At 40.0% G+C, this 19,540-nt stretch carries 17 protein-coding genes; 7 read left to right on the forward strand and 10 right to left on the reverse strand.

The window, feature by feature from the left end:
- Positions 1–223: 223 nt before the first annotated feature.
- Positions 224–802 (forward strand): DsrE family protein, encoded by a 579-nt coding sequence (locus tag L2735_RS10235; protein WP_248984613.1) that lies wholly within the window; start codon positions 224–226, stop codon positions 800–802.
- Between the two features lie 62 nt (positions 803–864).
- Here the strand turns inward: L2735_RS10235 and L2735_RS10240 are convergent, their stop codons facing one another.
- The 5 genes from L2735_RS10240 to L2735_RS10260 form a co-directional block, all read right to left on the reverse strand.
- Positions 865–1,674 carry a RecX family transcriptional regulator gene (locus L2735_RS10240; protein ID WP_248984614.1) on the reverse strand — a complete coding sequence of 270 codons (810 nt, stop codon included), beginning with the start codon at positions 1,672–1,674 and terminating at the stop codon, positions 865–867.
- A 610-nt stretch (positions 1,675–2,284) separates the two neighbouring features.
- Positions 2,285–2,932, reverse strand: coding sequence for a DUF2913 family protein (locus tag L2735_RS10245; RefSeq protein WP_248984694.1), 648 nt, complete (start codon positions 2,930–2,932; stop codon positions 2,285–2,287).
- A 170-nt stretch (positions 2,933–3,102) separates the two neighbouring features.
- The gene (locus tag L2735_RS10250) at positions 3,103–3,738 is read right to left on the reverse strand and encodes a peroxiredoxin-like family protein (RefSeq protein WP_248984615.1); all 636 of its coding nucleotides are present in this window, start codon (positions 3,736–3,738) and stop codon (positions 3,103–3,105) included.
- A gap of 263 nt (positions 3,739–4,001) precedes the next feature.
- Entirely contained in the window at positions 4,002–5,303 is a 1,302-nt protein-coding gene (locus L2735_RS10255) for a DEAD/DEAH box helicase (protein ID WP_248984616.1), read from the reverse strand.
- Between the two features lie 280 nt (positions 5,304–5,583).
- Positions 5,584–7,368 (reverse strand): aminopeptidase P family protein, encoded by a 1,785-nt coding sequence (locus L2735_RS10260; protein ID WP_248984617.1) that lies wholly within the window; start codon positions 7,366–7,368, stop codon positions 5,584–5,586.
- Between the two features lie 218 nt (positions 7,369–7,586).
- Here L2735_RS10260 and L2735_RS10265 point away from each other — a divergent pair, with 218 nt between their 5' ends.
- Entirely contained in the window at positions 7,587–8,801 is a 1,215-nt protein-coding gene (locus L2735_RS10265) for a M24 family metallopeptidase (RefSeq protein WP_248984618.1), read from the forward strand.
- 173 nt (positions 8,802–8,974) lie between these two features.
- Here the strand turns inward: L2735_RS10265 and bamJ are convergent, their stop codons facing one another.
- From bamJ to L2735_RS10290, 5 genes are all read right to left on the reverse strand, one after another.
- Positions 8,975–9,445 (reverse strand): BamJ family beta-barrel-assembly machinery protein, encoded by a 471-nt coding sequence (gene bamJ / locus L2735_RS10270; protein ID WP_248984619.1) that lies wholly within the window; start codon positions 9,443–9,445, stop codon positions 8,975–8,977.
- A 218-nt stretch (positions 9,446–9,663) separates the two neighbouring features.
- Positions 9,664–9,999, reverse strand: coding sequence for a DUF1294 domain-containing protein (locus L2735_RS10275; RefSeq protein ID WP_248984620.1), 336 nt, complete (start codon positions 9,997–9,999; stop codon positions 9,664–9,666).
- 46 nt (positions 10,000–10,045) lie between these two features.
- Complete coding sequence (locus tag L2735_RS10280; RefSeq protein ID WP_248984621.1) at positions 10,046–10,660, reverse strand: YceI family protein; 615 nt, start codon at positions 10,658–10,660, stop codon at positions 10,046–10,048.
- A gap of 33 nt (positions 10,661–10,693) precedes the next feature.
- Positions 10,694–11,983, reverse strand: a complete 1,290-nt coding sequence (locus L2735_RS10285) for a DUF418 domain-containing protein (RefSeq protein WP_248984622.1) — start codon at positions 11,981–11,983, stop codon at positions 10,694–10,696.
- A gap of 113 nt (positions 11,984–12,096) precedes the next feature.
- The gene (locus L2735_RS10290) at positions 12,097–12,579 is read right to left on the reverse strand and encodes a hotdog fold domain-containing protein (protein WP_248984623.1); all 483 of its coding nucleotides are present in this window, start codon (positions 12,577–12,579) and stop codon (positions 12,097–12,099) included.
- Between the two features lie 255 nt (positions 12,580–12,834).
- Between L2735_RS10290 and L2735_RS10295 the strand changes: the two genes are divergently transcribed.
- The 5 genes from L2735_RS10295 to L2735_RS10315 all read left to right on the forward strand — a co-directional run bounded on the left by L2735_RS10295 (position 12,835) and on the right by L2735_RS10315 (position 19,324).
- A complete protein-coding gene (locus tag L2735_RS10295; RefSeq protein WP_248984624.1) occupies positions 12,835–13,761 on the forward strand; it encodes a polyprenyl-phosphate transporter in 927 nt (308 codons plus the stop codon).
- A 230-nt stretch (positions 13,762–13,991) separates the two neighbouring features.
- Entirely contained in the window at positions 13,992–14,951 is a 960-nt protein-coding gene (locus L2735_RS10300) for a YbgA family protein (protein WP_428848304.1), read from the forward strand.
- Positions 14,952–14,975: 24 nt separating this feature from the next.
- The gene (locus tag L2735_RS10305) at positions 14,976–16,451 is read left to right on the forward strand and encodes a cryptochrome/photolyase family protein (RefSeq protein WP_248984625.1); all 1,476 of its coding nucleotides are present in this window, start codon (positions 14,976–14,978) and stop codon (positions 16,449–16,451) included.
- A gap of 202 nt (positions 16,452–16,653) precedes the next feature.
- The gene (locus L2735_RS10310) at positions 16,654–17,865 is read left to right on the forward strand and encodes an NnrS family protein (RefSeq protein ID WP_248984626.1); all 1,212 of its coding nucleotides are present in this window, start codon (positions 16,654–16,656) and stop codon (positions 17,863–17,865) included.
- A 58-nt stretch (positions 17,866–17,923) separates the two neighbouring features.
- Positions 17,924–19,324 (forward strand): ammonia-forming cytochrome c nitrite reductase subunit c552, encoded by a 1,401-nt coding sequence (locus tag L2735_RS10315; protein ID WP_248984696.1) that lies wholly within the window; start codon positions 17,924–17,926, stop codon positions 19,322–19,324.
- The last annotated feature ends 216 nt before the right edge of the window (positions 19,325–19,540 follow it).

The raw sequence follows: 19,540 nt of genomic DNA on the forward strand, positions 1-19,540 counted from the left end.
ACGGCTAAATAAGCAGCTGCACTTTTCATGCTGACACGGCTGTAATAAGTTGGCTATTATAACGAAAGCTGAAGGTGCAAGATAGCACTGTTGAATAGCTTTTACTGGCAATTAAAACATGGTTAACCTTGTCATAAACCAAACCGAAAGCTGTTTTTAATTAGATGAGCGACGATGAGTTGCTAGGGATGCCATTTGGGCACAATACAAAAAGGAAAAGAGAATGTCTGTAAGTCTTAAGATGATGGTGATTGGCGTCATAGGGTTGGCTTTACAAGTTATGGCGATTCCAGCTCATGCTGGGATGGAAGCATTTAAAGATGGCAGTGCAATCAAGGGGTATGGTCAGATTGCAAAAATTGAGTCTCAGTTATCTATTCCCAAAGATATGGTGTTTAAAGTTGCTTTTGATATGAGTAAAGCTGCCAAACCAGGTGAGGTTAATCGCAATTTAAATACCTTAGCACGTTTTATTAATATGCATTTAGCGGTAGGTGTGAAGGCTGAGAATATTCAATTAGCAATGGTGGTTCATGGCGCATCGGTTGCTGATTTAGCAAAGGATTCATTTTACCAGGGGCAATTACCCAAAGAGTTAGCAAATAAGCAGCTGGTTAATGCCAACAAAGATTTAGTTGAGCAATTGGTTAACTATGGCGTAAAAATATATATTTGTGGTCAAAGCGCCGCTTATTACGGATTAGATAATGCGTCCTTGTTGCCAGGAGTTGAAATGGCGTTATCGGCTATGACAGCACATGCTGTATTGGCGCAGCAAGGTTATAGCTTAAATCCATTTTAGGATGTCATGGCTGACTGGTTTTGAATCTAGATTAACTGAGCTACTAAAACTAAGCGGCGATGTTAATCATCATCAAGTTGCATCGCTTGTTTAATCTCATCACTGCCAAACCCCTTACGTGATAAATAGGCATAGGCTTTCGATTTATCTTTATAGTCTGATAAGTCGTAACGCTTTTTCATCAACTGCTCTTTACAGCTTTGATAAAAATCGACTTCTTCAGCCAAGCTTAACTGATAAATCGTATCTTCAAACTCACTGACATCAATCAGGCGTTGTTTTAATTCTTGTAAAATAACCTTCTCGCCTTTGCCTTTATTATAAAGCTTGATGATTTCAGTTCTTAAATCAGCTTTGTCAGCTTTTAAAGCTAATTTACTGCGTAATGTTTCCCGCTGTGGATGTACTGATAGAGCATGATCGATTTCAGCTCTTGAGAACCCTTTATTGGTCATCTGAGCATAGACTTTTTCTTTATTAGTGCTTTGGAAGTGTTCAAACTTATTGAGCAATCGTGATTTTGCCATTTCAAAGGTATCAACTTGTTGAGTTTCCATGACTTGTTTAATCGCATTATCAATTTCGGTTATTGATATACCTCGCTGCTGTAATTTACGTTTTATGGCGCCAGTACCAATTTCGTTATGAAAAGCCAATTCACAGTAACGCACCGCAAAGTCTTGATTATTTTTCAAATAACCGTTTTCAATCAGTTTAGCGAGAACAGTATCAACCCATTGTTGATTGTCAGTTTTTCTTTCTAACTTGGTTCGAATTTCACTAATAGTGAAATCCTGCTGACTTAAGTGCCAATAGGCACTGTTAAACACATTATCAATGGTTTTGGCTTGGCGAAGAGTTTGACGTTGCATAACAAATAAATCTTTAGATGAGTAAAACCAACCGCAGTGTAGCAGAACATCGAAGCGAGAGTTTATAGCGCTATAGTCATACTACTGGCGGTCATTTTTTAAATGAGATATGCCCCAGAATAAAATGCCAGTTCCTGAGCAAGAAAGGAAAAAGAATAACCCTAATCCAACAGGTGATCCCCAAGATAAAACACTATAAAGCACGTCCATGTTTCATTTCCTCTGATTTGAATGAAAGCTGACTGTTCGAAAGTGATGTTGACTCACATCCAAATCAGTATAAGAAAGCTTTAGTGGAAATCCAAATTTGTCAGTTTCTAGTTGTTATTTTCTATTTGTAGCTTCTTACTTTTAAACTCTTACTTCAAAACTTTTATTTCTAAACTCTTACTTTTAAAGTCTGGGCTAAAGGAGAGATTGATGTGACATGTTTAGAACATTCCATGGCTTTTCGTATATAGCTATTCGTTTATGACTATTAGTTTATGGCGATTAGTTTATAGCTATTCGTCGACTACATGCAGATGAGATTGTGGATGAGGCTGCTAAAAAACAAAAGTCGTGACAGCTTGCCACGACTTTAATTATCAATAAGAAATAAGAAATAAGATTATTTAATCAAAAAACACAGTTGCTTCAGTTGGTTATTAGGGGCAATAAGATAAGTTTTATGATGTTTTATCATGCTGGTTTTCTTGTTGCCAGGACTGACTAACAAGCCTTTCTCTAAGGCTTTTTCAGCAAAATGGTTCTCATCACCGCGAACATAAATAGGCAGTGATTTAACTAACTTTTCACCATCAAAATGGCTTTCAAGTTGCAACTCACACACCACAAGGCTTGATTGACCATTACCTGCAAGTTTGAGCTTAGTGCCGCGGTCATCAGAAAAAGCGCTATCAGCGATAACAAACCAATCTTCGCTTTCAAGTTCTGCCAATAATTGAGTTATGCCTTGATGTTGGGATAATTCAGATTGCTGTACTTGTCGGTATTGCTTGGCTATGCGCTCAAATAGCTGAGGTAGCATAGCACCAGCACCTTGACTACGAGCCATTCTTATCCAAGCTGATAGGTCATCGGCTACCAATTTTGAAAAACGTTTAATACGAAAAGATTCAACTAGCCATGCACACAAAAAATGACTTTCTTGAGCGGGAGTGCGTTTGGCTTTTTGATTTTCAGCAGAATCTTGCAGTGCTTGAATACCTGCTTCAGCGACGTCTAAAATGGCTTGATTGTATGTTTGGGTTTGCACTATTGGGGCACCGTTCATTAAATTGTTCCATCACAGAAATTTTCGATGATGGAACGTTGCAACTGGATAAATAACTCTAGCTGTATTGTAGCAGAGGTGGTTAAACCGCCGCTACAAACTTAATGTACTGCTAAGGATATATGTCGCTTAATGTAACGGTGAGCTAAAAACTACTGGTTTTGAAGTAATTTCGCAGCAGTTAAAATTAGCTCTGGAGCTGGGCGAACTTTATAGTTTGGATTGATGTACTGAAAATGTACCAGACCTGATTTATCAGCTACATAAACGGCTGGAACAGGTAACACTAAACGCTTGTCACCTTCAGGCGTAGTCCAAAGAGTGTTGTTTACTTTGAGCTTTGCTTGATACATAGAAGTCACTTTTTCGCTGGTGTAGAACGCAATACCAAATGCTTGTGATGCTTCCATTTTCTCATCAGACAAGAGTAAGTAATCTAATTCGTTGTCGTTGATTGACGCTTTTAATTTTTCTGGTGAATCTGGTGAAATCCCTACTAATTGAAAGCCCATTTCAATCAGTTTTGGCTCAATTGCCTTTAATTGGCCCATTTGCACGTTACAAAAAGGACACCAACCGCCACGATAGAAAAAGAAGATCGTTGGTTTTTTTGCTGTGAGCTCTTCAAGGTTAACTTTATTCCCTTCTACATCCTGAAGCTCGACATTAGGGATTTGCTGGCCATTCATTAATGGCATGACGTGGTATTCATCACTAGCAATAGGTTTAGCCAATGAAGGTAAGCTAAATAGAGTCACTGCGGCGGCTAAGATAATTTTTTTTAACATGCTGAAATCCATATTCAATTAAAAGGGAAGATCTGGTTGAATGCCATAAATGGGTATTTGGCTATTTGTTAATGTCGAGTGTTATCCGTAATATCATTTGATATCACCCTGACTTTTACTAGACCCGAGCATAGCAGTTTTTATTTCATCAAATTAAAATAAAAGTGAATATGGATTTACTTTTTTGTTATCAAAGATAAGCAGCAAGCAATAAAAAAGGCGCTATCGGCGTCTTTAATGGATTCACAGCTCAAATATATAGATTACTTAAGTTTTTTGTATTTTACTGTGCTGCTAGATTTACCGACGGTGACTCGACGGCCTTGCATGTTGCGTTCTGCAGCAACCTGAGCGCCAGCACTGTCTGAACGCTGTTGTTTTTTAGCAAAACTACGACGTTTTTGAATTTGCTTAAGTAATAGCTCACGGCTGCCAACTTCATAGCCAGCCACTGTGATACGACGAATCGGCTGACCAATTAACTTTTCAATATCGGCTAATGTGCGCTCTTCTTCGCGACTTACAAACGAAATAGCTGTACCTGATTTACCCGCGCGGCCAGTACGACCAATACGGTGAACATAATCTTCTGCTAAGAAAGGCAAGTCGTAGTTAACTACATAGCCAAGGTTTTGAATATCTAAGCCACGTGCAGCCACTTCTGTTGCGACTAACACGCGAACTTTACCTTCAACAAACTCACGTAATGCACGGCGGCGGCTACCTTGTGCCTTTTCGCCATGTACTACAGCTGATGGAATACCATCAAGGTTTAACTCTTTTACTAATACATCTGCAGCATCACGAGTTGCAGTGAACACTAACACTTGTTGCCAATTTTTAGTGCCAATTAATTCAGATAACAACTCACGTTTACGACGCTGCTCAACAGGGTAAACTACTTGGCTTACCGTTGCTGCTGTGGTGTTTTGTTTATCGGCAGTAATCACTTTTGGCTTATCGAGCATTTCGTTTGCCAGCTTTTTAACTTCCGTTGAGAAAGTCGCCGAAAATAGTAAGTTCTGACGTTGCTTATTGACTGCTTGAAGGATCTTTTGAATGTCAGTACTAAAACCCATATCTAGCATACGGTCAGCTTCATCAAGTACTAGAAACTCAACGTTTGATAAGCTCAAGTTACACGCTAGAAGGTGCTCTAATAAACGACCTGGTGTAGCGACAATAATGTCAGCACCACGTTTAAGCTTTTGCGCTTGCGTTGCGACTTTAACGCCACCATAAATAGTCAACACTTCAATGTTGATGTTCTTGCTGTAGTCGTTAATGTTTTCGGCAACTTGCGCAGCTAATTCGCGTGTTGGGGTAAGAATTAATGCGCGAGTGTTTGAGTGGTGAAGTTCACGTGGGTTTTCTACCATTTTTTGCAGCATTGGTAAGGCAAACGCTGCGGTTTTCCCCGTACCTGTTTGTGCACTTGCGAGTACATCTTCACCGCGGCGAATCGCTGGAATAGCTTGCTGCTGAACAGGTGTCATAGTTTTATAGCCGCAATCAGCGATCGCACTTAATATTTCTGGGGCGAAGCTAAAAGATTCAAATTTCATCGGTTTATATTCCTATGGTAATCACATTATTCAACAGTTTAAATGCTTGCCGATTGTAGATAGAAGTATAACGGCTATTACAAGCGGCGGCGGAGTATAACAAATAAAATTGATTAATTCTTAACTTAATTTTTAACGAACTGGTTTAGTTGATTAATCAGGGTTTTAGTTGTGTTTTGTTCGGTTAGAAGTTACCTCAAATGTAGGCATAAAAAAGCCAAGCTTTAACTAGCTTGGCTTTCGAAAGAATTAACTTTAACTAAATTCAGTTACGCAGCGATTAAATTGCTTGAGTTACTTCAGTTAACCACGCTAAGTCTTCACCTTGCATCAATGGTGAAATCGTCTTAAATACTAGCGCGTGATATGCGTTAAACCAGTTCACTTCAGCATCAGACAATAGTGACTTATCAACTAAACGCTTATCCATTGGGATAAGTGTAAGTGCATCAAATTCCATCATTTCTCTTTCAGGATTTACGAGCTTAGACGGCACGACGGCGACTAGGTTTTCAATACGGATCCCAAATTCATCTGCGCGGTAATATCCCGGCTCGTTTGAAAGCACCATACCTGGTACAAGTGCTACACCATTGACATTTTTACCGATACGCTGCGGCCCTTCATGAACACTCAAGAAGTGACCAACACCGTGGCCAGTACCATGATCGTAATCAAAACCCTGCTGCCATAAGTATTGACGAGCAAAGCCATCAAGTTGCTGACCTGAAGTTCCTTTAGGAAACTTAGCTTGGTCTAACGCGATATGTCCCTTTAAGACTAATGTGAACATTTTTTGCTGCTCAGCAGTCACATCGCCAATGGCTACCGTACGGGTAACATCAGTGGTGCCATCAATATACTGTGCACCAGAATCAACAAGGTAAATGCTGTTCATGGTCATTTTACTTGGAGTGCCATCGAGGTGGTTGTAATGACACATAGCGCCATTGCCGCCAGTGGCAGAAATGGTATCAAAACTTGGCTCGCGATATAGCGGGTCGGTTAAGCGAAACGATTCAAGTTTATCAGCGAGTTCTGCTTCATCGTGCATGATATTTGCAGCCACTTCACGGTCAAGCCAGGCAAGAAAACGGCTGACAGCAACGCCATCTCTGACATGGCTTTCACGCATACCATTAAGTTCTGCTGCATTCTTTTGTGCTTTAGGTAGTGCGACAGGATCGCTACCTGCGATTAGAATTGCCCCAGCATTTTTAGCTGTTAATTGACTCCAAGCATTTGCTGTATTTGGGTCAGCAAGTAATTTAACACCGTCTAATTGAGCTAGAGCATCGGCAAGTAATGACTCATCTTTAAATTCAACGCCGCTGCCTACATGCTCAATAAAGCCTTCTGGCAGTTTATTACTGTCAGCAAATAAGGTCATATCACCATTAGCTGATAACAGGGCACAACCAAGTGTCACAGGGAGTCGTGGCACATCGCTGCCACGAATGTTCAATAACCAGCAAAATGAATCAAGTGCAGAAATCAAAGCCATATCAGCGCCTTCTTTCGCAACTAACTCACCTATTTGTTGGCGTTTGTCTAGACTGTTACGGCCCGCACCTTCATGGCTAAATAAGGTAATTAACTCACTTGAAAGCGCAGGTCGGTCATGCCAATGGATATCAATTGGGTTTTCATCAACACAAACTAAACTCAAATTAGCTTTAATCAGTTTCTGCTCGGCTTGTTCAAACCAAGCTAGCGTGTGTAAGCGACTATCGATACCCACTCTTTTACCTGCGCCAAGTTGCTCAATTAACCATTCTACTTGTGGTGTGTCATATAAGCTTTGGTAACTAAATAACTCAGCACTCACTTGTTGCTTAACTTGAACGGTATAACGACCATCAATGAAAATTGCTGCGCTATCTTTTAATACGATAGCCATGCCAGCTGAACCGGTAAAATCCGTTGCCCAAAGTAGGCGCTCATTTCGCTCTGGGACATATTCCCCGAGGTATTCATCAGCTCTAGGAATAATGAATGCATCTAGATTATGTTTGGTAAGTTCCTGACGAATGGCATCAAGGCGCTGATTAATGATCTCTGACATGGTAGCTCCATTGGAGGTTGCTGATTGGCTCAGTCTTATTAAGGAAAGGCGATTATCGCAATTGCATTAGGTGCTTTGCAAGTAAAGAGCTTGCATGCTTTGCTGTTGCATTTGTGATAAACCATTAAACATATTTTGTAACTTTATATTGTATACATTTTTGATTTGCAGTTTACACTATGGCAAATATCTCATCACCCTTAATTTTGGAGTCACTTATGACCATAGGTGTCGGTACTCAAACCCAAGAGCAGGCATTATCTAGTTTGTCGGATATGACAATGGATGTTGCTAGCATAGGTTTACATGAATTTGAACAGCGTATTGCTAAAGCTCAGCGCTTAATGCAACAGCAAGGTATTGAAGCCATTTATGTTAATGCAGGCACCAACCTGTACTATTTTACGGGCACAAAATGGTACGCCAGTGAGCGAGTTGTAGGCGCTATTATTCCCGCTGTTGGCGAGGTTGAGTATATTGCTCCAGCATTTGAGTTAGATACCTTAGAAGGGTATATGGCAATTAAAGGCAAGGTAAATACTTGGCAAGAAGATGAAAGTCCATATGCTTTATTCGCTAAGATCTTGGCAAATATGGGGATTAAAGACGGAAAGGTAGGCATTGATGAGTCGACTGCTTTTTTCATTTTTGATGGTATGCGACTTGCTGATGACAGCTATAACTACATTAATGCTAAAAGCATTACTGCAGGTTGCAGAATGATTAAGTCTGCAGCTGAGCTTGCTTTACTTCAACGCGCTAAAGATATGACTTTAGCTGTGCATGTTGCTACAGCCAGCATGCTACATGAAGGGATTAGCACATCAGAGGTTGAAGCCTTTATCCATGAAGCCCATAAACGTGTTGGCGCAGCTGCTGGTTCGTATTTTTGTATCGTGCTATTTGGTGAAGATACCGCTTATCCGCATGGCGTTAAATCTCCTAAAACACTCGAAAAAAATGATACTGTTTTGATTGATACTGGTTGTCAGTTAGGCGGCTATAACTCTGATATTACTCGAACTTATGTTTATGGTGAGGCAAATGATCGTCAACGCAGTTTGTGGGCACTTGAACAAGAGGCCCAATTAGCCGCTTTTGCTGCAGCACAAATTGGTGAAACCTGCGCTAATGTCGATAAAGCCGCTAGAGCAGTGATTGTCGATGCTGGTTTTGGACCTGGATATGATGTACCTGGATTGCCGCACCGAACAGGTCATGGTGTAGGACTTGATATTCATGAGTGGCCTTATTTAGTGTTAAATGATCACACACCTTTAGAAGCAGGTATGTGTTTTAGCAACGAACCTATGTTATGTGTTCCTGGTGAGTTTGGTGTGCGTCATGAAGATCATTTTTACATGACAGAATCTGGCCCTGTTTGGTTCACGCTGCCGGCAAAATCTATTGATGACCCATTTTATCTAGGCTGATTTTACTGCACAGACCTAAAGCTGATTTAATTAATATATTCGATCTATATAACAGACTAGCTGTAATAAGAGGCAGAAAAATGCCCGATTGGCTAAACCAATCGGGCATTTTTATTGGATTGAAGAAGCTATTAGTAATTAGCTATTAATAATTAACTATCAGCAATTAGATATTAGTTAATCGCTAAAAGCTCAACTTCAAAAATCAGCACTGAGCCGCCTTCAATTTTACCTGCAGCACGATTTCCATAAGCTAATGTACTTGGTACAAAAAACTTAAATTTGTCGCCAACATTCATTAATTGTACGCCCTCAGTCCAGCCTGGAATAACGCGGTTAAGTGGGAAATCAATACTTTGACCACGGTCAACAGAGCTATCGAAAATCGTGCCGTCAATTAAGGTGCCGTGGTAATGCACTGTAACTGTATCGGTCGCTTTAGGATGCTCAGTGCCTTCCCCTTTGTGCATCACTAAATATTGCAGACCCGAAAGTGTTGTCACCACACCTTCTTTTTGTTGGTTTTCTAGTAAGAAAGCATCACCTTTAACGATATTCTCTTGCGCCGCTTTTTTATTATTTGATTGGGTGAAAAAGTAAAAGATGAGTCCTGCGATAACGCATACAGCCAAAACGAGTTTCATAGTATTTATTCCTATGTATATTTTTAAGTTTATATCGCTGAAAGCTCAAAGCTGAACCAAAGGCACCAATGAGGAGGTCTAATAACAGCTCTTGATATAAACGCTTGTAGATAACCTAACTGTGCATGTTACTGATTGAATTTAGCAGGGTAAAGCGAAAGCTTGATTTGTTGTGCTTAGGTTTTATCTGGCAGCGGAATTAACTGCAAAATGTGACACTATTGAGTAAAAAAAGTGATATAAGCCAATAAAGATGCACCAGAGAAGTTAACTAGAATCATCAATCGGTACACCCATTTAAAGGGTGTTTTTTGAGTTTTATGCCTAAATATTTCCTGAGCAATGATACCAGCAGGCCAACCTCCAATGAGTGCAAAGCCGTGTAACGTTTGTTCTTGTATACGCCATTGTTGTTTACTGGCAGCACGTTTATCACGCCATGTTATAAAGGCACTGATAACGTTAACTGCCACTAAGTAGTAACCTAAATTAACTGAAATCATAAAGCCCACGATTAACATGATGGCTAAGCTAATAAGACCGAAAATTTTCATAATGGCTTCTTTATTTATGGTTGCTTTAGAAACTCAGCACGTATAGTTATTTTAAAAACTCAGCATAAATTTCTAAATCTATTTCATCGCCAACGATTGGAATGTAACTGCTCATACCAAAGTCAGAACGGTTAATTTGTCCTACTGCGCTAAATCCCACGGTATATTTACCTGTCATCCAATTATCTGCACCGCCATGAAAGGTCGCCTTAAATGTCACCGGTTTGGTTACACCTCGCAGGGTTAAATCGCCAGTAAAGTTAAAGCTGGTATCAGATATCGGTGTAACGGTATGACTAGTAAAAACCGCTTGTGGGTATTGAGTACTATCAAACCAAGTATCTTCTTGTAATGTTTCGGCTAAATCCGAGTTATTAATATCAATAGAGTTAATATCAACCACGGCATTCAAAGTTGCTGCAGACATATTCTTAGGGTCAAAGTTAAGCGCTGCGTCAAATTGATTGAAGCGACCTACATAAGTAGATAAGCCAAGGTGTTGGATTTTAAATATTAATGCAGCGTGGTTTTCATCTAATTGATATTCACCAGATTGCAGTTCAACTAACTCAGACTCAACGCTAGGTGTAACCCAACTTACACAGCTAGTTAAAGATAAAAGCGCAATACTGGTTATCAATAATTTTGTAAACGGATTCATGAGCCTTCCTGGTTTATTTACTCGGTATGTATATCAACTTAACCGATTATTGGCGGGCAATTTTTTCATCACTAGACTGCGCCATAACGCTTCTAACGGACCTTGTTTAAAGTAGCGAAGATACATTGGTGCTAACACTAACTGTAACAGTGTTATGACTATTGCGATAAGGAAATAGTCGGCTCTATTCAGTGTCATGTACAAATCTGCTGAGTAATAATTGATGCCATATCTAAATATCGCCACGCCAATAAGGGACTGCAGGATATAACAGCTAAAGGCGAGTTTACCGACGGCTTGAAATGGTGCGAGGATTTGCTCGCTGTTTTGACAGACTTTTACCACAAGATGAATATAAATGAATGCCATGGCAAACGCACTCAGCATCATTAAAACAGACGAGAACTCTTTTAGGACAGGATTTGCTGAAAAGCTCAGTATTGAGTCTACTGTTGAAAAAGTGCCTGCCACTAAAATACACTTTAATAAGGTGTTTTTATCTAAGCCATATTCAAATACACCTTGTCGATACAGTGCCATTCCCCACATCATTAACCCTGCAGCAAACCACATTAGAGTAAACGGAATAATTAGCAACATAAAACCCACTTGCATCAATTGCAGTAACACAATATTGATATAAGCCGATGACCAGTCGTTAAGTTGCTGCAGGTGTAATTCAGAGCCTCTAAAGTATTGCTCATCCTCTATCGTTAGGCTAAATAAAGCCACCAAAGCTAATGCGGCAAAGATGAATTGGCTAGCACGTTTTTTAAGAGTGTCTATATCGGAGTTAATATAATTAAGTGCCACAAATGCACTGATACCGTAGGTAAGTAGGATATCGCCACCCCAGATGAAAATTCCGTGAATTAATCCAAAAACGATTAACCATTTTAAGCGTTTCTTTATCAATGGATAAGCAGGTAATCCATTTGCTTCAAAACGGCGGTATTGTATTAATAACCCTGCGCCAAACAGTATTGATAGCAAGCTTAAAAACCGACCTTCAAGAAAGAAGTTACTGAATATCTCCAGTATTTTGTCAGATTGTATTTGGGGTAAATGAGGTGCATAGCCGTAATAACTGTCGTTCATAAAAAAGATATTCATGAACAAAATACCTAAAATGGCTATACCTCTCAAGGCATCAATATTGGTATTACGATTGCCATGACTTTCATTAATCGTATTAGGGCGTGGGCTAAACGAGTCAGCGGTTGTATTTGCTGCTGTATTGGGGCTTGTATTAGAGATTGTATACGTTTTAGCAGCAACAGCGGGCTTACTAATATGAGCTGCAGAATCCTTTTCGCTATTCATATCTTTATTTTTATTGTGTTTTTTGAGGTGATAGTAAACTAAAAGCCTAACAGCCTGCGTTCAAAAAAGATACAGGGTTAAGCTTTCGTAACGGGGGGGGGAGTTTCAGGTTGTCAAAGCGACTTTTGTGGTTTTTCAGAAATCCATAACTTGATGGTGCCTTTTACCACGACATTACCGTCAGTATCGTAAGCGTTGACTGGTACTAATAGGTCACCCACTTGCCATTGCTCAGGTGTGACTTCAGCCACACATAAAATATCGCTGCCGGCTTTTGCGGTGTAATCCACTGACATGCCTTTAGGGATCCAACGAAGATGCTTAGGCACCGAAGCTTCAGCCATAACGCCCATCGCCATTTCTAGGCCATTACAAATCGCAATCACATGTACCGTTTTGATATGGTTATGAACGGCTTTGCGTTTTTTGATTAAACAAGCACAGCGATTTTCTTTAAGTTCAGTCACAAGTGGTTTTACGGTGGCAAAGTAAGGCGCCATTCTTGAGACCATGATGGAAAAAATCTTATGTCCAAAAGGGTACTTAGTGACTTTATTGTATAACGCTAATACATGGTTGGGTTTTGTGCTGCTCATATCAATCCTTTTCTTATTAGAATTATTGTTTGTTTAGAATTATTGTTCATCTGGTCTGATGAGTTCTTTGAGCTTTAGCTTAACATTCCTGTAACTGATTTCACATAAGCGGATGAAATTGATAAAAGATTAATTAGTTTCAGGCAAAGTTGCAGGTATAATTCGGCTAAACACTTTTGGCACTTCTGACAGTTTTGCTTGTCACAGCACCAGATAATTAAAATTTAGTTTCAGATGTTTGATTAAGGATTGGCTTTGCAGCAACTATTAAATTATTTCAAAGGAATGGCGATGGGGGCAGCAGATGTTGTGCCTGGTGTATCGGGCGGCACCATTGCGTTTATTACAGGGATTTTAGAGCCATTATTAGATGGCATTAAAAAGATTAATCCGTCGCTAATCGGCATTATAAAACAACAAGGCATTAAAGCTGCGTTTATGCACATTAATGGCCCGTTTTTAGTGGCCGTATTTGGCGGGATCCTGACGAGTATATTCAGCCTTGCTAAGCTGATTTCATGGCTGTTAACCAATCACCCAATCCCTGTTTGGTCATTCTTTTTTGGCTTAATCTTGTTTTCTGTTATTCACATGCTTAAACAAGTCAAAAGCATCAATTTATTACGATGTGTGTTGTTTGTACTAGGTGTTGCCTTTGCTTGGTTTATTACAGTGTTAAGCCCAATTGAGTTGGATGCAGGCTACACAAGCTTTTTCTTTGCTGGCTGCATTGCTATATGTGCAATGATTTTACCGGGTATTTCAGGCAGCTTCATATTACTGCTGCTTGGCCTTTATCCTGCTGTATTAGCTGCGGCGAAGGGCTTTGATATCCTACTACTTGCATGTTTCGCCATGGGGTGCGTGGTTGGATTACTGAGTTTCAGTCATGTGCTTTCAGCGATGCTACGTAAATTTCACGATGAAACATTATTGTTTTTAACCGGATTAATGTTGGGCACTTTAGGTAAAATTTGGCCTTGGAAAGAAGTCATCACATGGCGTGAAAACTCTAAAGGCGAACAAGTACCATTAACCGAGCAAAACTTATCACCGATGCAGTTTGAACAGCTTACCGGTGAGTCTTCACAATTAGCTGCTGCAGTTGTGTGCCTATTCGTGGGGGTTGGTTTAGTTTGGGGACTAGAGAAGTTCGGTCAACGCTCAGCCCATAAAGCTTAATAGGTAATTTTTAACGGGCTATTTACTGGCTATAGCGAGTAAATAGCTCTTCATAATGAATATTGTTTTACCCATCACGTCACCTTTCAAAGTTAATCATTTCAAAATAACAAAATAAAATTATTTCTTTTTATTAAATTTTAATAAGTTAAAGGCTAATATCAATACACACAAGTGATCTGAAAACCGTTACAGCACGTAATGTTGTTTAAGCCACAAGGAGTCGTATCGTGAATCAAGAAATCTTTAATCCTGAAAAAATACAAATCGGTATCAGCAGCTGTCTGTTAGGACAAAAAGTCCGTTTTGACGGTGGCCATAAAAACTCAAACTATTGCAATATCGATCTAGCACCTTTCTTTGACTACATCAGTGTTTGTCCTGAAATGGCCATTGGCATGGGCGCTCCTCGTAAAACTATCCGTCAGGAACGCGATGGCGATAAAATTTATCTTAAAAGTGCTGATGGTAGTATTGATGTCACCGATAAACTTGAAGAGTACAGCAAGAAACGTGTTGGCGAGCTCGACTTTATTGGCGGTTATATTTTATGTGCTAAATCTCCAACCTGCGGTATGGAACGGGTGATTGAGTACAAGTACGGCACCAATAATGGTACCAAAAGCGGCGTGGGTGTATTTGCAAAAAGGTTGATGGATACTTACCCAGAGTTACCTGTAGAAGAAGAAGGGCGCTTACATGACCCTGTGATTAAAGAAAACTTTATCACCCGTGTTTATGCCTATCATGAGTGGCATACCTTACAAGCTGAAGGCTGGACTAAGCACAAGTTAATGCAGTTTCATGCGCGTTATAAATATCTTTTAATGGCGCATAGCCCTCAATGGTACCGTGATTTAGGGCCAATTCTTGCGAAAATTGATGATGTAGATGCGACTGCGCAAACCTACTTTGTTGGCTTTATGACGGCGTTGAAGATTAAAGCGACCCGAAAAAATCACACGAGTACGTTACAGCATATTCAGGGCTACTTTAAAAAGCACCTTTCTAAAGAGCAGAAGCAAGAACTTACCGAGTCAATCATGAAGTACCGTGAAGGATTACTCCCTCTTTTGGTGCCTATTACTTTGATTAATCACTATTTACGCGAGTATCCAACGCCGTATATAGAAGGCCAAGTTTATCTTAATCCTCATCCAGAGGCGTTAAGACTGAGATATGCGTATTAGTTTTATTGCTGTGAGGGCGCGTAAATGAAAACTCTCATTTGGTTTAGGCAAGATTTACGTCTTGCTGACAACCTAGCTGTTTGCGAAGCCTTCGCTTTTGCTCGTCAGCAACTAACCACGAAGCCTGACTCTATCGCTCAGGTAGAAGCCTTATACATTGTTAGCCCTAAGCAGTGGCAAAGCCATGATGTTGCGCCGATTCAAATCGACTTCATTGAGCGACATGTGAATATTTTAGCCCAAGGGTTAGCATCGCTTGGTGTAAAGCTTAATGTGGTGACCTTGCCATGGTTTGATGATGTGATGGATTGGATGCCAGGCTTTATCGTTGATAATCAATTTGAGCAAATATTTGCGAGCCAAGAACCAGAGTTTAATGAGCGAAAACGCGATCAGCAATTACTTGATATAGGTTTGCCAATCACTTTTGTGGCTCAAGACTGCATTATCAATGCGGGTGAAGTAAATAACCTTTCTGGGCAAATGTACAAGGTGTTTACGCCATTTTCTAAAAAGTGGCGTGAAATTGCTGCAAGTAAAATGATCGCGCCTTTATCTGTTCCTGCTCCTATTGGCGCTGCACTTCCGATACCTGCAACTATCGAATTTGATGCAACTAAGCGTTCAAGTAAGCTGTGGCGAGCTGGTGAAGGTGAGGCAAAACGAATACTTGATCAATTTTGCCTAAACAAGATTCAAGAGTATCAATTAGAACGCGACTTTCCAGCACTCGATAACACCAGTAAGTTGTCGCCTTATTTAGCCATTGGTGTGATAAGCGCTAAGCAATGTTTAGCTGCAGCTTTGAACTATTATCCTGAAGGGCTAGTGGACGATACAAGTCCAGCTAAAACATGGATAAACGAATTAGCGTGGCGAGAGTTCTATCGTCATCTGTTAGTTGCCTTTCCTCGCCTTTCTAAAGGTAAAAGCTTTAATGAGAAAGGCGATTATGTGGTCTGGCGTAATGAAAAAACTGAATTTGCGGCGTGGTGTGAAGGGCGTACAGGTTTCCCTATTGTAGATGCTGCAATGAGACAACTTAACCAAACGGGCTGGATGCATAACCGGTTAAGAATGGTGGTAGCCAGTTTTCTCACTAAGCATTTACTCATCGATTGGCGTTGGGGCGAGCGGTACTTTAGGCAGCAGTTAATTGATGGTGATTTAGCAGCCAACAATGGTGGTTGGCAATGGTCTGCTGGAACAGGATGTGATGCACAGCCATATTTCAGAGTATTCAACCCAATGAATCAAAGTAGTAAATTTGACCCAGATGCGAGCTTCATTAAAAAATATGTACCTGAGTTAAAAAACCTACCACTTAAAGCCATTCATCAACCGACATATATTGAACGTTTTGATGACTCTAGGCAGGATACGATGGGGCTATTTACGGAAAAGCTTGTTGAAAATAGCTCGGTTTATCCTTCACCGATTGTTGAGCATAGTTCAGCACGAAAACGTGCAATTGAAGTTCTGAGTTCATTAAAGCGTTAATCACTGATATATAACACATAAACCACCTTCGGGTGGTTTTTTATTGTCCTATAGCTAATGACATTCTTTGCGAGAGATCACAGATTTGACTAGCCTAATAAGCGTAATCATTTTTTATGATTGCTGGATTGAGCATAACCACATACAATAAATATATATTTTAAATGCATCTTTAATGTTTTATCAAAAAGGTTTGATTATTATGCTAAATATTGACGACCCAGCAGAAACAGAAAAAACCGCGGCAATCTGGCGATTAGCATTTAGGCCTTTCTTTTTAGGCGGCGCGGCGCTTGCGATGTTGTATATTCCATTATGGCTAATGGGTTGGTACACACCTCAATACAGTTTATTTAATAGCAATTTTTGGTCGAATGTATTGCCGTTGTGGTGGCATCCTCATGAGTTGTTATTTGGTTTTGCTATGGCGATTGTGTGCGGTTTTTTACTGACTGCAGTGCAAACTTGGACTAATCAACCTAGCCTTAAAGGGCCTACTTTAGCATTCACATTTAGCAGCTGGTTACTGGCTAGATTATTGCTTTTGCTTCCATTTGATATTCCTCTGTTTTTACCAGCAATATTCGACAGTATATTTTTAGGAATAGCTGCTTTTACCATGTGGCGCAGTGTCTATCGTGTTAAACAATGGCAAAATATTGGTTTCTCGATCATGCTTAGCGTTGCTCTGGTTGTGAATCTTGTGAGTTATTACGCATTACAAGAACGTAATTTCATATTAGCTAATCAAATTTGGCAAGGAATGCTATTTTGGCTGGCATTGTTGATTACCATTGTTGGCGGGAGAGTGATTCCCTTTTTTACCGCAATGCGGGTTAAGCAAACGAAAGCTGAACCTATTTTTGCGCTGGAAAAAGGCCTATTAGTATTAATGATTGCACTGGTTATACAAGCGATATTTAAGGTTTTCCCTATTGCTGTTGAGCAAGTATTACTGCTCAGTGCAGGCCTATTGCATTTGATTCGAATGAGTCGATGGTTGCCCCATAAAACGTTGAAAGAGCCTATGTTATGGTCTCTGCATTTATCGTATTTATCTTTGCCTATCGCTTTGCTAGGTTTAGGTTGGTTTATTAACAACGAGTTTGCCTATCGAAGCTTATTGCATTTGTTTGCTATTGGTTGTTTAGCTTCATTGTGTTTATCGATGATTTCACGGGTTTCACTCGGTCACACCAGTAGAAACATATATCAAGGCCCCAATATGGTATTAGCGTTTGTTAGCTTACCGATTGCAGCTTTCTTGAGAGCTGTGATGCCGTTGATTTTTCCGGCTCAAACACAAACGTGGTTATGGTTAGCTGGTGGTTTTTGGTTTTTAGCTTTTGGACTTTTTGTGTGGCATTACAGTCCAATTTTATCGCGTCCTCGAATTGATGGACGTCCTGGTTAATAATGATTTCACGTTATTAAGCCATTTTTTGATAATTTTTAAAGGAAGATTTGTGAATATGCAATTAGCATTGTTTGCTAAGAAACAAATAGCAGTTAGCCGATTAAGCAAGAGCGTTAGCATTATCTTAATTTCTATTTTTGGGGCTACAGCGTCTGCTACAGCCATTGCTAAAGCTGACATTAATGAGGCTAAGTTTCCAGATCAATTTAAAACTTGGGCTGAAACAGAAGAGCAAACAGAACGACAAGATATGTTAGCTAGCTATCCCGCTAATATCATTTTATGGGCCGGTTCATCTTTTGCTAAAGAGTACCATAGCCCTCGCGGTCACCAATTTGCCGTGGCTGATGTTACCCAAACATTACGAACAGGGGTGCCACCTAAAGAAGGTGAGATGGGAACATCAGCAAGTTGCTGGACCTGTAAAACACCTGACGCACCACGTCTAATTAAAGAAATGGGTTTTGAAGGCTATTCAGCATCTAACTTTACTGATTTAGGCACTGAAATAAACAGCGTTGTTTACTGTACCGATTGTCATGTTGATGGCAGTGCAGAGCTTGCATTGCCACGCCCACATGCGCAAAACGCAATGAAAAAGACAGGTATTCCGTTTGAGAAACAAAATGTTTCAATGCAAGGCGCTCAAGTGTGCGGCCAATGTCATGTGACGTATTACTTCCAACCGGAAAAAAGTAATATCGTGAATATGCCTTGGATTTTTGGCAGCGATACTGACAATATTTTGAAGTATTACGATACTCGTCGTTTCTACGAATGGATCCATCCGATATCTAAAACGCCTATTTTAAAAGCGCGCCATCCAGAGTTTGAGCATTGGAGTCGCAGCAAGCATGCTGAAGCTAATGTTACCTGTATCACTTGTCATATGCCGGTTGAAGAAAATGAAAAAGGTGAAGAGTTTACTAATCATAAAGTAGATAAAGCTCTGCCGCATTTTGATAAAACCTGTATTGGTTGCCATGAAAGTAAAGAAGCTATTACGGCAAAATTAGATGCAGATAAGCATGAAATTGAAACCATGGCACGCGAAGTAGAAGGTTTGCTGGTAAAAGCGCATTACGAAGCGAAAGCGGCTTGGGATGCTGGCGCAAACTGGGAACAAATGAACAGTGCAATTATGGCGATTCGTCACGGTCAATGGCATTGGGATTTTGCGATGGCATCACACGGCTTATATGCACATAACCCAGATGAAGGGCGTATGTTGTTAACCCGAGCGACATCGCAAGCTAAAATGGCGAGAGCGGTATTAGCACAAGTGCTTGAAAGCTTGAAGGTCACTGACGTTGAGTATCCAGATATTAGCTCAAAGGAATCAGCTCATGCAGCAGTAGGCATTAATGAAGCTAAATTGTCTGAAGCTAAACAGATGTTCATTAAAGATGAAGTTGAAAAAAACTGGAATCCAATTGCAGTAAGAGGTTACAAGTAACCCTCAACTAATAGCCATCAACTAATAACCATCAACTAAGACATCAGTAGATGATAATGCTGTTGTTCAACGATAATTATTAGTTTAGTTTTTGAAAAAGCACTTAGAGCAATCTAAGTGCTTTTTTTTGATCTGTCATCTGCTAACTGTCGTATTTACTTGTAAATAAATTATTTTATTTTTGTTTGATTATTTCTAAGACAAACATTTCAACAA

Origin of the sequence: Shewanella olleyana (genome assembly GCF_023283825.1) — a bacterium.
Taxonomy (GTDB): Bacteria; Pseudomonadota; Gammaproteobacteria; order Enterobacterales; family Shewanellaceae; genus Shewanella; species Shewanella olleyana.

Coding starts and splice junctions, on each gene's coding strand:
- L2735_RS10235 (WP_248984613.1), top strand. CDS start 224: ATGTCTGTAAGTCTTAAGATGATGGTGATTGGCGTCATAGGGTTGGCT.
- L2735_RS10240 (WP_248984614.1), bottom strand. CDS start 1,674: ATGCAACGTCAAACTCTTCGCCAAGCCAAAACCATTGATAATGTGTTT.
- L2735_RS10250 (WP_248984615.1), bottom strand. CDS start 3,738: ATGTTAAAAAAAATTATCTTAGCCGCCGCAGTGACTCTATTTAGCTTA.
- L2735_RS10255 (WP_248984616.1), bottom strand. CDS start 5,303: ATGAAATTTGAATCTTTTAGCTTCGCCCCAGAAATATTAAGTGCGATC.
- L2735_RS10260 (WP_248984617.1), bottom strand. CDS start 7,368: ATGTCAGAGATCATTAATCAGCGCCTTGATGCCATTCGTCAGGAACTT.
- L2735_RS10265 (WP_248984618.1), top strand. CDS start 7,587: ATGACCATAGGTGTCGGTACTCAAACCCAAGAGCAGGCATTATCTAGT.
- bamJ (WP_248984619.1), bottom strand. CDS start 9,445: ATGAAACTCGTTTTGGCTGTATGCGTTATCGCAGGACTCATCTTTTAC.
- L2735_RS10275 (WP_248984620.1), bottom strand. CDS start 9,999: ATGAAAATTTTCGGTCTTATTAGCTTAGCCATCATGTTAATCGTGGGC.
- L2735_RS10280 (WP_248984621.1), bottom strand. CDS start 10,660: ATGAATCCGTTTACAAAATTATTGATAACCAGTATTGCGCTTTTATCT.
- L2735_RS10285 (WP_248984622.1), bottom strand. CDS start 11,983: ATGAATAGCGAAAAGGATTCTGCAGCTCATATTAGTAAGCCCGCTGTT.
- L2735_RS10290 (WP_248984623.1), bottom strand. CDS start 12,579: ATGAGCAGCACAAAACCCAACCATGTATTAGCGTTATACAATAAAGTC.
- L2735_RS10305 (WP_248984625.1), top strand. CDS start 14,976: ATGAAAACTCTCATTTGGTTTAGGCAAGATTTACGTCTTGCTGACAAC.
- L2735_RS10310 (WP_248984626.1), top strand. CDS start 16,654: ATGCTAAATATTGACGACCCAGCAGAAACAGAAAAAACCGCGGCAATC.
- L2735_RS10315 (WP_248984696.1), top strand. CDS start 17,924: ATGCAATTAGCATTGTTTGCTAAGAAACAAATAGCAGTTAGCCGATTA.